Here is a 12,985-nt window from a genome sequence, read left to right on the forward strand (position 1 = left end):
CTACTGGGCTATGACTTGCGCAATGTGAGTTTTTTTGGCGTTAATGCTCGCAAGTTCGTCGGAAGTAAAAACAAACGGGACAACCGCTTCATCCCATTCGATATTTGAGAAGGTATAACCGGCGCGCGTTACTTTGACTGTTTCTTTCCCAAAGAGTTTGCCGACTTCTGTGAGCTTGTAACCCCAGGGCTCTTTTGTCATCATTCCGCTGGAGACGAGACGCTTGTTAACTGCCTGATTCGAAAGAAGCAAGTCATGTCCGAGTCCCGTTGCAGTCTTCTTGACTCCGGTAAGGTTGACCACTGGCAAGGAGGCCTTTTCTGCTGCCTTAGCAATCGTGGCAACACCTTTGTCTGCGCCGTTGCAAATAGTTTTGAATTTAGGCGTATGGCCCGTTTTCGCGGCAATCGTAATGCTAACGATTGAACTGATTGCCACAAATACACCGATGCCAATCTGGACTTTGTGCTGCTCGAGCCACACGAGGCCTTTGTTCTTTGCAGGCAGATCAGTGTTTTCCGACTCCAATTTCTGTACACCTCATTTCTTGATTGATTTTGCAAGTTGATATGCAAGAGAGCCCAATGCCGGAATCAATGCCGATGAAGCGGGGATTAGGGCGGCGGTGAGAGCGGTTGCTCCAACTATGGCGCTCTGCTTAGTAGCTGCCTCTTGTTGTGTCCCCTTCTCATCCCCTTCTTTAAGGGCATTTTGCATCTTCTCTAGTTTGGGTGCTACTGGTTGGTCAACGAATAGCTGAATTATTTTTGCCAGATCCTCGTTTCCGCTGACGGCGATTTCGTTGTTGAATACCGCCCTGATGGCGAGATAGTGCATCTTCGTCATCTGCGTTTTACCCGTCTCAAGGCTGCTGACGGTTTGCTTTGTTATGCCTAGTTCGTTCGCAAGCCGTTCGCCACTCCAGCCCGCCGCCTTGCGAATGGTTGACAGGTGAGCTTGGAGCCTGCTGACTAGTTCATCATCCGTTGAAGTCATTTCTGCCTCACATATAGTAAAGAATCCTTATTACTGTCAGATATTATATACCCAGTCAGAAATTTAGCAATTACTAAGTGAGTCTTAGTTTATTCGGCTGGCTCCTGAATCTCCTCAGTTTTAAACTGAATTGAAAACGATACCGACGCCGGCGTCTTGTTCTCATGTTTTAAAGGTATGGGCAGGTATTGTTCGACAGACGATGGCCTCGATGCCGATTTCATGCATCCCCTCAGGGGTCATCCGTCCAGGAACCTGTTTTCCATCGTTGCGTGGTCAGCGAGACGTGCAAGGAGCACATCGACCGTATGGGCGGCTGTTATTTCTGCACAGTTGAGAGGGCATCTTGGAAGACGTGTCCATGGCGATTTTGGGAGACGCTAACCGCTTGGATTATAGTGGACGGTCGGTCTTAGAGGCCTATGGGTGGGAGATGTTGTTTCACTTGCCAACGACCGGCCGGGGTCTGGCTTAACCGACGTGGAACGTGATTGCACCATCTGGTAGCAAGTCGAGTTGCAGATGAGTACACCCGATCGTGTGGAATAAGGCTTCAGGAGCGCTCCGCCTGTTTACACCCCCGCAATCCCGCGCGCGGCACTCAGCAGCTCATACTCCCTCTGGCTCCACTGGTGCAGCTTGGCAGCCTCGACGGCATCACGACACAAGTCCAAAAACACCTCGGCGCCCTCGCAGAAGCACTCACGGGCAAAGTCACCCGAGCCGCTTGCGACGCACGAGCCGTCGGCAAAGAGCTTCCAGCTGGACGACTCGCGCGAGTCGTCTCCGAGCAGCTTGATCTGTAGCACGTGCGGGTCGCCGGCAACGCAGAGCTCTTCCTCGAGCACCTGCACGGTAAAGCGCATCTGGTGGGAGAGGCTGCTCTTGACCATGGCCGAGGCATAGCCGTTCGGCTTGTCCAGAAGATGCATTCGTTTTGGCTTGGCTACCAGGTTGTGGAAGTTGCGCTCACTGCGCACGGAGAAATTGTCCATACGGACTCCTTTCATCGATGTTGGCAGGGCCACCGTGCCTCTTGGCCGGTTGGCGTCGGGATCGTGGAGCCAACTCTCTACCCCGACTCTGGATAAAACGCGCCCGCTCCTTGCTGGCACGATGGAGTCTATCAGCGCGCGCGGACACAAATCAAGCGCCGCCTGCGAAATGATGTGCAGACGGCGCTTGATTTCGCCGGCTGCTGTTAGGCTTAAATCCGAAAAAGTGTCGAAATATCCCGTGTAAAAGTACGGAAAAGTATCGTAATACACACTTCAAAATCTCGAAAAAGTGTCGAAATGAGCATCTAGCAACCACGGAAAAGTGTATCCTAATGCTAAAACAGCACGTAATAAGGGGTGCGCTTATGCTACAGAGAAAAGCGAAAGCACAGTTTGAATCTTGGCTTGCCTCGTCGCCTAACAAGGCTCTTTTGGTCAAGGGCGCCCGACAGGTAGGAAAGTCATATTTGGTCAACGTCTTTGCAAATGAATCGTTCGAAAATGTCGTGACGTTCGACCTTATCGCCGACGCGTCCGTGCGCGATTCGTTTTTGGCGGCGAAAAGTGCGGATGATCTGCTTATGCGTATGTCTATTGCTGCAACGCAGCCGATGGTTGCGAACAAGACCGTTGTGGTTATCGACGAGGTGCAGCGATGCCCCAACGTGGTGACGTTTATCAAATATCTGGTCCAGCGCGGCGACTTTCGATACATCCTTACCGGATCGCTCCTTGGCGTTGAGCTCGAGGGCATCGATTCCCTGCCGGTGGGGTATGTCGAGCAGGTCCAGATGTACCCGCTCGACTTTGAGGAGTTTTGCTGGGCAAATGGCGTTGGTGCCAGCGTGTTTGACATGCTCAGGGGCTGTCTAAAGAATGAGGGGGAGCTTCCCGGCTATCTGTATGACCGCTTGCTCGATCTGTTCCATCAGTATGTGGTGGTGGGAGGCATGCCCGACGCGGTCAATTCCTTCTTGGCGACGCGCAATGTCGACGAGGTTCGAAACATCCACCGCGATCTTCACGCCCTGTATCGCGATGACATCGCAAAGTACGCTCCGCCCGAGCTGCGCTTGGTTATTCGCGATATCTATGATCTGATTCCCAGCGAGGCCGGTTCCAAAAACAAGCGATTCAAACTGTCATCGATTAACGGTGTCAAACGTTTTTCGCAGGTGACAGATCATTTCCTCTGGCTATCGGAGGCGGGTGTCGCGCTTCCTGTGTATAGCGTAACGGCGCCCGTGGCACCCCTTTTATTGGGGGAGCAACGAAATCTGTTTAAGCTGTTTTACTTGGACACCGGAATGCTTATGTCGTCGTATTCCAAAAGGGTCGCCCAAGGCGTTTTTGATGGGGAGGCAGAAGGCCCCTTTGGCATGAATATGGGGGCGGCATTCGAGGGCTTCGTTGCCCAAGAGCTCAAAGCCCACGGATTTAGATTGCGCTACTTTACGTCCAAAAAGGTCGGTGAGCTCGATTTTGTGGAAGAGACGTTCGATGGGGAAGTGCTCGCCATCGAGGTCAAATCGGGCAAGAGTTTTAAGTCCCACGCGGCGCTCGATAACGCACTGGCAACGAAGGGCTACGGAATCGATCGCGCCCTGGTACTTGCGGAATGTAATCTTCACCGCGATGGTGACGTGCTGTATCTGCCCATCTTTATGGCAGGGCTTTTGGAGCCGTAACGTGCCGCCGACTCTTCCGACCCTCCCTTAGCCCTCGCTACTCGTCGTCCCCGTCGTTGGGGTCGCCCTTGAGGGTGTTGATGTCCAGATACTCGTTATCGTCCTCTTTTTGCTGGGTCTCCGACTCCGCTTGGGTGGGGCCGGAGAACAGCCGGAATCCCTCAAACGCAATGACACCGAGCAGGGCAATGACAATGGCGATAAAGGCAACCTTGACTGCCTGCGGAAATTCCGAGAAACGCAGCGCCTTTTCCTCGGCGTAATAATCGGCGAAGCATTCTTCGCCTGTGCTTTTGGTATACACCGGCGCGGACGCGGCCTCCGGGTCATATTCCGGTGCAGGCGTGGCAGCGTACGGATCGTTGAGATAATCGCTCGATGCGGTGCCATAATCCTCGGTCTCGATGCGACCGTTGCCAGCATAGCCATCGGAATAATCGGAAAATGCCGTACCGCTCTCATAGTCCGCGGCACTCGTGTTGGCGGCAAAAAGCGGGTTAACTGGAACGTCGAGCGCCGGCATGCCGGTAGAGGTCTCATCCAGATCGGTTGCAGCCCAGGAATCGTAGGCAACCTGATGGGCAACGGGCTCATCGAGCCTTGTGACCGGAGGCTTGCGTGCCGCAGGAACAGGCAACTGCTGGGCGCTGTACATAACGGTGCTGTCGGCCGATTTGCCCTGCGTCGCTGCAGCGAGAAATGCCGCCGTTTCGGACGGGTCGCTTGCGGGGCGGGGAGCGGGCGTGGTCGCCGAAGTGAGTGCGGGCGTCGAAACAGGCGACTGCGCAGGAGTCGGCGCAGATGCGGGCTTAGGCGCAAGTGCGGGATTGAGGCTTGACGGACGAGCCCCGCCGCCCATGAGTTCGTCGGCGGTCCACGGGCGATCATTCATCACGTCGTCAAGGCTCAGCGAAAACAGGTCGTCTTCACCCTCATCGAACATGCGGTGCACATGTCCACCAATTGCCGGAATCAATCCGCGACCGGTGCATGATGCCTTGCTCAACGCCATTCTGTTCCATCCTTCCGAAATACTAATGACATCGATTATATGGAACTTTCCAAGCGGCTCGGTCTTGGATTCATGCTTTCCAGAACTCGCGCCCAAAAGGGGAGGGGCAATCCAGGCGAGTGCCTACTTGTCGCCTGCTGCCGCCTTGGCCTCATTGAGGTAGCTATAGAAGCTGTACTTGGAGATGCCAAAGAACTCGCAGGCGCGTTCGCTCGACTTGGAAATGAGGAAGGCGCCGCGACGGTCGAGGTAGCCAATGGCACGAATGCGCTCGTCTTTGGTCATGAGCGCCGCGGGCTTGCCCACAAACTGCTCGCACTCGTGCAGCAGGTCCTCGAGCAGGTCGCCGATGTTCTTGGTAATGGGCTCGGGCTCGGTGTAGCCCGTGCCGCCGGTGCCGGTAAAGGCGTCGAGCGAACGCTCAAAAGCCTTCATAAGCGTAATGTCAAAGTTGATGCCCAAAATGCCGACGGGCTTGCCCTCGTCGTTGCGGATAAAGATGGTCGAGGACTTGAGCAGCTTGCCATCGGCGGTTTTGGTGAGGTACGGCTCGCGGTCGTGCACGTCGGCGGTGCCCTCGTGCATGGATTCAAGCACAATATGGCTGGGGCCGTCACCCAGTTTGCGCCCGCTAACGTGGCCGTTTTCGATCACTACGATGGAGCGGTCCACGTCCTCGGTCTCCAGGTCGTGGACGACGACTTCGCAGTTGGGGCCAAATTGGAGCGCCAGGCCGTGTGCAAGGCGCTTGTAGAACTCAATCTGTGCGGGGGTCATGGGTGCCTTCCTAAAAATTAGTTTGGGCTCACTGTGCCATAAACCCCACTTGTTCGCAAATAACGAAAGCGTCGCTGTGTTATGTGACCGTTCGGCGGCGAAAAGGTACCGATTACGGCAACAAACAATTTGTTAGGTTTTCCAATCAAAAAGTGTGATAGAACAGTGCTAACAAACTTTTTGTTTGGCATCCACATAAAAGTTCAGCCGTGTGAATGGGATCGGGCTGAAACGCGTATGCGGGGGCCGGCAAGAGAGAACTTAAGGAGTTCACCGTATGGCCGATAAGATCCAGTGGGCGGGCAACACGATGCCCAAGAGCGATGACAAGCACTTGGGAATCATGAGCCTCGACCACGTGAAGAAGGCCCGCGCCTTCCACCAGTCGTTCCCCCAGTACACCGTCACTCCGCTTGCCCGCCTGGATGGCCAGGCCGCGCGCCTAGGCCTGTCCAACCTGTGCGTTAAGGACGAGAGCTATCGCTTTGGCCTCAACGCCTTTAAGGTCCTGGGCGGATCGTTTGCCATGGCCAACTACATTGCCGACGAGACCGGCAAGGACGTTGCCGAGTGCACCTTCGATTACCTGACCTCCGATCAGCTTGCCAAGGACTTTGGCCAGGCCACCTTCTTTACCGCCACCGACGGCAACCATGGCCGCGGCGTGGCATGGGCTGCCAACAAGCTGGGCCAGAAGGCCGTCGTGCACATGCCCAAGGGTTCCACCAAGCCCCGCTTCGATAACATTGCCGCCGAGGGCGCCACGGTGACCATCGAAGAGGTCAACTACGACGAGTGCGTGCGCATGGCCGCCGCCGAGGCCGACGCCTGCGAGCGCGGCGTCATCGTTCAGGACACCGCCTGGGAGGGCTACGAGAAGATCCCGTCCTGGATCATGGAGGGTTACGGCACCATGGCTTCCGAGGCTGCCGAGCAGCTGCGCGAGATGGCTATCAACCGCCCGACGCACGTCTTTGTCCAGGCTGGCGTAGGCTCGCTCGCCGGCGCCGTGGTGGGCTACTTCACCAACCTGTATCCCGATAACCCGCCCACCTTCGTCGTGGTTGAGTGCGCACCGGCCGCCTGCCTGTACAAGGGCGCTGCCGCCGGCGACGGAGATCCGCGCATCGTGGACGGTGACATGCCCTCCATCATGGCCGGCCTGTGCTGCGGCGAGCCCAACATCTTGGGCTGGGATATCCTGCGCAACCACACCACCGCCTTCGTGTCCTGCCCCGACTGGGTCACCGCTCGCGGCATGCGCACCCTGGGCGCTCCCGAGAAGGGCGACCCGCGCGTCATCTCCGGCGAGTCCGGCGCAGTGACCACCGGTCTGGTCGAGACCCTCATGCTCGACCCCGAGTACGCCGAGCTCAAGGAGCTCATCGGCCTGGACAAGACGAGCTCCGTGCTCTGCTTCTCCACCGAGGGCGACACCGATCCGGATCAGTACCGTCGCATCGTCTGGGAGGGCGAGTACCCGACTTGCTAGCAGGCTGACCTGTCCGGAGGCAGCCGGAGGACTTTACTCCCTGCTCGGACAGTCCTGCTCGCACGGAGAGCACATTAAGTGCTCTCCGGCTCGTGCGGAACTCGCGACGGAGCAAAGTCCTCCGTCCGCCTCCTATGGTTGCTTGCTTGCCGGGTGCTCGACCTCACGCTGCTTGGCACAAGTGATCAATCTGAAATATCTACCTGTAGGTAAACCCTTGTAGAAAGGTTGACTGTTATGACTAAGGAACTCGATTTCGAGGCAATTAAAAACGCTGCTGAGTCTCACCGCGCTGACATGACCCGCTTCCTGCGCGCCATGATCTCGCACCCCTCTGAGTCCTGCGAGGAGGGCGAGGTTGTCGCTTGCATCAAGGCCGAGATGGAGAGCCTTGGCTATGACGAGGTCAAGGTCGATGGCTTGGGTAACGTCATGGGCTTTATGGGCGAGGGCGACAAGATCATCGCCATCGACTCCCACATCGACACCGTCGGCATCGGCAACATCGAGAACTGGGATGCCGATCCCTATGAGGGCTACGAGACCGACGAGATCATCTACGGCCGCGGCGGCTCTGACCAGGAGGGCGGTATGGCTTCTGCTACCTACGCTGCCAAGATGATGAAGGACATGGGCCTCATCCCCGAGGGCTACAAGATCATGGTCGTCGGCACCGTCCAGGAAGAGGACTGCGACGGCATGTGCTGGCAGTACATCTACAACAAGGACGGCATTAAGCCCGAGTTCGTCATTTCCACCGAGCCTACCGACGGCGGCATCTATCGCGGTCACCGCGGCCGCATGGAGATCCGCGTCGACGTTCACGGCACCTCCTGCCACGGCTCCGCTCCCGACCGCGGCGACAACGCCATTTACAAAATGGCCGACATCATCGCCGACGTCCGCGCCCTCAACAACAACGGCTGCGACGAGTCGACCGACATCAAGGGCCTCGTCAAGATGCTCGACCCCAAGTACAACCCCGAGCACTTCGAGGACGCCCGCTTCCTGGGCCGCGGCACCTGCACCGTCAGCCAGATCTTCTACACCAGCCCCAGCCGCTGCGCTGTCGCTGACTCCTGCGCCATCTCCATCGACCGTCGCATGACCGCCGGCGAGACCTGGGAGTCCTGCCTGGACGAGATCCGCAACCTGCCGGCCGCCAAGAAGTACGGCGACGACGTGAAGGTCTCCATGTACATGTACGACCGTCCGTCCTGGACCGGCGAGGTTTACGAGACCGAGGCTTACTTCCCCACGTGGATCAACAAGGAGACCGCTCCGCACGTCAAGGCCCTCGTCGACGCCCACAAGGCCATGTTCGGTGACGAGCGCATCGGCTGCGAGCCCAGCATGGACAAGCGCACCGGTCGTCCGCTGTGCGACAAGTGGACCTTCTCCACGAACTGCGTTTCCATCCAGGGCCGCTATGGCATCCCCTGCGTTGGCTTTGGCCCGGGTGCCGAGTCTCAGGCTCACGCTCCCAACGAGGTCACCTACAAGGACGACCTGGTCACCGCTGCTGCCATGTACGTGGCTGCCCTGAACCTCTACGATCCGAGCCAGGCCGATGGCGACGCTACCGTGTTCCGCGCTGGTCTGACCAACAACAAGATCGACTAGTCCCATTCCTTGATCTTGTTGAGCCGGGGACAGCCTGTGTCCCCGGCACCCCCTGTTGACTTGGGGCCCGCGGTCGTTATCTCCCATGCTTCCTCAACGGTAGCGGGTCCTCGTCATAGCGCTCTGCATGTTCTAGCCACACGCGCATGCCGGAGCACATCTACTCATTGCGATCGTTTCATCTATGGAAAGGATATTTACATGGACGCCAAGTTTACCGAGCTCGTCGAGCAGCTGAACGGCCTCGATTTTAAGGGCATGTACGGCAGCGACTTCCTGCACACCTGGGATAAGACCACCGATGAGCTCAAGGCTCTCTACATCGTTGCCGACGCCCTGCGCGAGCTGCGTGAGAACAACGTTTCGTCCAAGATCTTCGACTCGGGCCTGGCCGTCTCCCTGTTCCGCGACAACTCCACCCGTACGCGCTTCTCCTTCTCTAAGGCCGCCAACCTGCTCGGCCTCGAGCTGCAGGACCTGGACGAGAAGAAGTCCCAGATCGCTCACGGCGAGACCGTCCGCGAGACCGCTACCATGATCTCCTTCATGGCCGACGTCATCGGCATCCGCGACGACATGTACATCGGCAAGGGCGACGCCTACATGGCCGAGGTCTCCGAGTCTGTCCAGCAGGCCTACGAGGACGGCGTTCTGGATCACCGTCCCACGCTCATCTCCTTGCAGTCCGACTCCGATCACCCCACGCAGTCCTCTGCCGACATGCTCTACCTCATCAACGAGTTTGGCGGCCTCGAGAACCTCAAGGGCAAGAAGGTTGCCGTCACCTGGGCCTACTCGCCCTCTTACGGCAAGCCGCTGTCCTGTCCGCAGTCGCTGATCAGCCTGCTGCCCCGTTTTGGCATGGACGTCACTTTGGCCCACCCCGAGGGCTACGACCTCATGCCCGAGGTCGTCGAGCGCGCCAAGGGCTACGCCGCCGAGTCCGGCACCACCTTTAAGCAGGTCAACACCATGGCCGAGGCCTTCGAGGGCGCCGACATCGTGATCCCCAAGAGCTGGGCTCCGTTTGCCGCCATGGAGAAGCGTACCAACCTGTACGCGGAGGGCGACGACGCCGGCATCGCAGCGCTCGAGAAGGAGCTGCTCGCTCAGAACGCCACCCATCAGGACTGGTGCTCCACGATCGAGCTCATGGAGAAGACCGCCAACGGCCAGGACACTATCTTTATGCACCCGCTGCCCGCCGACATCTCCGGTGTCTCCTGCGAGCGCGGCGAGGTCAACGCCGACGTCTTTGACATGCACCGCGTGGGCATGTACAAGGAGGCAAGCTACAAGCCGTACGCCATCGCAGCCATGATGTTCCTGCAGAAGGTTGCCGATCCCGCCGCTACCCTCAAGGCCCTCGACGAGCGCAACACCGCCCGTTGGTTCCAGGCCTAAAGCCGCGCTGAGGTAAGCCATGTAAAGGGGGCGCTCTGCCAACCGGCGGGGTGCCCCTTTTTGCATCGTGGGCGTGCGGGATAAGCGCTTTCGATGTAGATGCCCCGCGACGCGAGTTATGGGTACGATGGTTTCAGGGGAGGTATCGCCATGAAACTTGGTTGCGTCATTATGGCTTCGGGCGAGGGCAAGCGATTTGGCTCTAACAAGATGCTCGCCGATATCTATGGCGAGCCGCTGATTGCCCGGACCATTGATTCGGTTCCCCGGGGCTTTGACGTCGTGGTTTCGACGCGTTGGCCCGAGGCCGCTCAGATTTGTGATGACAAGCATTGCCCGTGCGTGCTGCACGATGGCGAGCTGCGCAGCGAAAGCGTCCGTGCGGGCCTTTCGTGGGGAGTCGAACGCAACTGGAAAGGTTGCCTCTTTTTGCCGGGTGACCAGCCGCTCGTGAGTTCGGATTCTTTTGAGGCTATGGTTCGTGCATTTGACGAGCGTGGCCGCAGGCATCCGGTGCGTCTTGCGTGCAACGGTGAGCCTTCGAGCCCGGTGCTCTTCCCAAGGCAACTGTTCCCTTCGCTCATGCTTCTCGAGGGCAAGGACGGTGGTGGGTCGATTCTCAAGGGCCGCACCGACGTTGCGTTGGTTGAGGCACGTGCCTACGAGCTGTGGGACGTCGATACCGCCAAGGGACAGCGACGCATAACGGAGCATATCGCCGCCTGCTCGTATTTTGATCGCGTGGCCAACTGCATCAATCAATAAGGAGCAATTATGATCATCATCAAAAACGGCGCGCTCGTGACGCCCCAGGGGCTTCGCCGCGCCGATCTTGCCATGGATGGCGATAAGATCGTGCGGATCGCCGCGGCGATTGAGCCGGCCGAGGGCGATACCGTCGAGGATGCCGCGGGCTGCTGGGTGTTCCCAGGCTTTATCGATGGGCACACGCACATGCAGTGCTGGACTGGCATGGACTGGACGGCCGATAGCTTTGAGACCGGCACACGTGCGGCTGCCTGCGGCGGCACGACGACCATTGTGGATTACGCCACGGCCGATCGCGGTGTGACCATGCCCGATGCCTTGGCCGAGTGGCATCGCCGCGCCGACGGAACCTGCACGGCCAACTACGCCTTTCATATGGCGCTCGCCGAGTGGAACGAGCGCAACCGCGCCGATCTCTCTGCCATGCGCGAGGCGGGCGTATCGTCGTTCAAGACCTACTTTGCCTACGATCATTTGCGCTTGGACGATGCCGAGACGCTCGAGGTGCTGGAGGAGCTCAAGCGCGTGGGCGGTATCCTGTGCGTGCATTGCGAGAACGGCACGCTGGTGAACGAGCTGCAGAAGCGCGTGTTTGAGCAGGGTATCCACGGGCCCGAGGGACATGCTCTCAGCCGTCCGGATGTGTGCGAGGCCGAGGCCGTGAGCCGTCTGCTGTATCTGGCGCATCTGGCCGGCGACGCACCGGTCAACGTGGTGCACCTTTCGACCAAGCTGGGGCTCGAGACCATCCGTGCCGCCAAGGCGCGCGGGCAGAAGAATATCTATGTCGAGACCTGCCCTCAGTATCTGATGCTCGACGATACGTGCTACTTGGAGCAGGGCGAGGACGGCTTTGCGGGCGCCAAGTATGTGATGAGCCCGCCGCTGCGCCATGCGGGTGATCGTGCGGCACTGCGCGAGGCGCTTGTGGCCGGCGAGATCGATACGATTGCGACCGACCACTGCAGCTTTAACCTGCACGGGCAAAAGGATCGCGGGCGCGACGACTTCCGCGCGATTCCCAACGGCGGACCCGGTGTGGAGCATCGCCCCGTCGCGATCGCCACGAGCTTTGAGGGACAGCTGGGCCCCGAGGATCTGTGCCGCCTGATGAGCGAGAACCCGGCGCGCGTCTTTGGCATGTATCCGCGCAAGGGCTGTCTTGCCGAGGGCTCCGATGCCGACGTGTGCGTGTGGGATCCCAAGGCGCGCTGGACCATTCGCGCGGCGACGCAGCATCAGGCTGTGGACTACACGCCGCTCGAGGGCTTTGAGGCGCACGGCCGCGCCAAGGCCGTGTTTGTGAACGGCGTACTGGCTGCGCGCGACGGCGAGCCCACCGGAGCCCAGCCCGGCCGCTACGTCCCCCGCTAGCAGAAAGGGCGCCGGGGTAGCTAAAAGAGCCCCGTCCCAAATTAGCTACCCCTGGAGGCTGGTGGCGACGATGGGGCGGTCGAGAGCTGTCTCGAAGCGGTCGGCCATCGTGGGGTCGCTGAGCGTGTCGACTTGGTTGAGCATGATGCGGGCATTGTCGAGGTTCAGCATCTGCAGCTCGGCATTGAGCACCATGGCGACGCGCTCTGGGGTGGCAGCGTCGGTGGGCTCGCAGCCGCAGCGCTCGCAGAAGAGCTCGGGGCGGTGGACAACCTTGGCGACGGGCTTGCCCAGCCCTGAGGCGCCGACGACCCAGACAACGTTTGCCGTGGCGGCGGGAATTACCGGCTCCCAGGCGGCATGCGCCTTGAGCGGGAGTCGCTTGCTGCCATCTGCCTCGGCCAACACATAGTCAAAGCGCTGCGCCAGCTGGTCGAGCGGCTCAGCGGGGGCGGAGAGCTTGCCTGTCTCCGGGTCCAAGACGCCTGCCTGGCAGATGCTTCCGCGCACAAGGCCCGCGCAGGCCTCGCAGGTGCAGCCGGGGGCATGCAGGGTCCCCGGCTTCCAAGGCGCGGCGTCCAGGCGACGGCTCGACCCGTCCCATGGCACGCCGGCGACGGGAAACATGTGCGTGGTGGTGCAGAGGAGCACGCGGCCGCCAGCGCGCATAAGCTCAAGGCCGAGCGTCTTTAGCAGCGTCGACTTGCCGCCGCTGCCGACAATCGCGGTAATGCCCGGCTCGATCTTGAGCGCGGAGGCAAGGTTTCCGCTCGTCGTTTTCATCTGTTCACCGCCGTATAATACTGTGATAATAAAAAATCATCAGAGTAGCGGTCGAACCGCTTTGCTCTGC

Annotated in this window: 12 protein-coding genes and 1 riboswitch; of the genes, 6 read left to right on the forward strand and 6 right to left on the reverse strand. The window is 59.3% G+C overall.

Translation table 11 applies throughout. From position 1 onward, the window contains the following. From DXD24_RS02885 to DXD24_RS02895, 3 genes are all read right to left on the reverse strand, one after another. Window positions 1–528 (reverse strand): hypothetical protein, encoded by a 528-nt coding sequence (locus DXD24_RS02885; protein WP_117564168.1) that lies wholly within the window; start codon window positions 526–528, stop codon window positions 1–3. 12 nt (window positions 529–540) lie between these two features. Next, entirely contained in the window at window positions 541–996 is a 456-nt protein-coding gene (locus DXD24_RS02890) for a helix-turn-helix transcriptional regulator (RefSeq protein WP_117564169.1), read from the reverse strand. A 572-nt stretch (window positions 997–1,568) separates the two neighbouring features. After that, entirely contained in the window at window positions 1,569–1,991 is a 423-nt protein-coding gene (locus DXD24_RS02895) for a hypothetical protein (protein WP_117564170.1), read from the reverse strand. Between the two features lie 8 nt (window positions 1,992–1,999). Continuing rightward, a riboswitch (SAM riboswitch) is annotated at window positions 2,000–2,090 on the reverse strand. A gap of 269 nt (window positions 2,091–2,359) precedes the next feature. On the opposite strand from DXD24_RS02895, the gene DXD24_RS02900 reads away from it, so the two are divergent. Then, on the forward strand, window positions 2,360–3,682 hold the full coding sequence (locus tag DXD24_RS02900) for an ATP-binding protein (protein WP_117564171.1): 1,323 nt from the start codon (window positions 2,360–2,362) through the stop codon (window positions 3,680–3,682). 37 nt (window positions 3,683–3,719) lie between these two features. On the opposite strand, the gene DXD24_RS02905 is transcribed toward DXD24_RS02900, so the two are convergent. Together DXD24_RS02905 and DXD24_RS02910 are read right to left on the reverse strand one after the other, a co-directional pair. Further along, entirely contained in the window at window positions 3,720–4,694 is a 975-nt protein-coding gene (locus tag DXD24_RS02905; protein ID WP_117564172.1) for a hypothetical protein, read from the reverse strand. A gap of 123 nt (window positions 4,695–4,817) precedes the next feature. Next, window positions 4,818–5,471: a transcriptional regulator gene (locus tag DXD24_RS02910; protein WP_117564173.1), complete on the reverse strand. Its 654-nt coding sequence runs from the start codon at window positions 5,469–5,471 to the stop codon at window positions 4,818–4,820. Window positions 5,472–5,748: 277 nt separating this feature from the next. Here DXD24_RS02910 and dpaL point away from each other — a divergent pair, with 277 nt between their 5' ends. The 5 genes from dpaL to hydA all read left to right on the forward strand — a co-directional run bounded on the left by dpaL (window position 5,749) and on the right by hydA (window position 12,132). Further along, window positions 5,749–6,963 carry a diaminopropionate ammonia-lyase gene (gene dpaL / locus DXD24_RS02915; RefSeq protein ID WP_055252227.1) on the forward strand — a complete coding sequence of 405 codons (1,215 nt, stop codon included), beginning with the start codon at window positions 5,749–5,751 and terminating at the stop codon, window positions 6,961–6,963. 237 nt (window positions 6,964–7,200) lie between these two features. Next, window positions 7,201–8,586 (forward strand): YgeY family selenium metabolism-linked hydrolase, encoded by a 1,386-nt coding sequence (locus DXD24_RS02920; RefSeq protein WP_117564174.1) that lies wholly within the window; start codon window positions 7,201–7,203, stop codon window positions 8,584–8,586. Between the two features lie 201 nt (window positions 8,587–8,787). Continuing rightward, window positions 8,788–9,990, forward strand: a complete 1,203-nt coding sequence (ygeW, locus tag DXD24_RS02925; protein ID WP_117646113.1) for a knotted carbamoyltransferase YgeW — start codon at window positions 8,788–8,790, stop codon at window positions 9,988–9,990. Between the two features lie 150 nt (window positions 9,991–10,140). Further along, on the forward strand, window positions 10,141–10,755 hold the full coding sequence (locus tag DXD24_RS02930) for a nucleotidyltransferase family protein (protein ID WP_158548926.1): 615 nt from the start codon (window positions 10,141–10,143) through the stop codon (window positions 10,753–10,755). Between the two features lie 9 nt (window positions 10,756–10,764). Next, on the forward strand, window positions 10,765–12,132 hold the full coding sequence (gene hydA, locus DXD24_RS02935) for a dihydropyrimidinase (RefSeq protein WP_117564177.1): 1,368 nt from the start codon (window positions 10,765–10,767) through the stop codon (window positions 12,130–12,132). Between the two features lie 45 nt (window positions 12,133–12,177). Here hydA and yqeC read toward each other — a convergent pair whose 3' ends face one another. Next, on the reverse strand, window positions 12,178–12,915 hold the full coding sequence (yqeC, locus tag DXD24_RS02940) for a selenium cofactor biosynthesis protein YqeC (RefSeq protein WP_117564178.1): 738 nt from the start codon (window positions 12,913–12,915) through the stop codon (window positions 12,178–12,180). Window positions 12,916–12,985: the final 70 nt, after the last annotated feature.

The sequence above is a fragment of the Collinsella sp. TF12-2AT genome (assembly GCF_003436735.1).
GTDB lineage: Bacteria > Actinomycetota > Coriobacteriia > Coriobacteriales > Coriobacteriaceae > Collinsella.